Origin of the sequence: Streptomyces sp. CHD11 (genome assembly GCF_018638295.1) — a bacterium.
Classification (GTDB): Bacteria; Actinomycetota; Actinomycetes; order Streptomycetales; family Streptomycetaceae; genus Streptomyces.
The window spans coordinates 1-451 of record NZ_JABTTS010000093.1 but is presented as its reverse complement, the minus strand read 5'-3'; the positions used below and the strand labels follow the sequence as shown (position 1 = coordinate 451).

Sequence of the window (451 nt, the reverse complement as noted above, 5' to 3'; positions counted from 1 at the left end):
GCCCCGCACTCGCGGACCGTACCCACGATCTTCTTCACCGATCCGTCCGTGGAGCCGGGCAGGTCCACCATCACCCGGTGCGCCCCGACGGCGAGCAGCGCCTCGCGGAGCGTGGGCACCCCGCCGCCCGTCAGCTCCTCCAGCTCCGCGTGGTCCAGCCGGTCCAGCCGCCGGCCGTGGCCCCACAGCCGCTCCAGCGTCGCGTCGTGCAGCAGGACGGGCACCCCGTCGCGGGTCACCCGCACATCGATCTCGACCGCGTCCGCCCCCCGTTCGAGGGCGGAGCGGATCGAGGGCAGAGTGTTCTCGCGCGCGAGATACGGATCGCCGCGATGCCCCACGGCGGTGACGCTGGTGACGGTGTTGGCCATGGGGCCTTTGTCGACGACCGGGTCAGCGGCCGGGAGTCCGGAGCCAGTTCGTCGTGTACGTGTCGATCTCCTCGGCCAGC

General features: G+C 72.7%; 1 protein-coding gene. It reads right to left on the bottom strand.

Annotated elements, in window-relative coordinates:
* On the bottom strand, nt 1-371 hold a 371-nt coding region (locus HTV45_RS33290), incomplete at its 3' end, for a glycerophosphodiester phosphodiesterase family protein (RefSeq protein ID WP_285899717.1).
* Between the last annotated feature and the right edge of the window lie 80 nt (nt 372-451).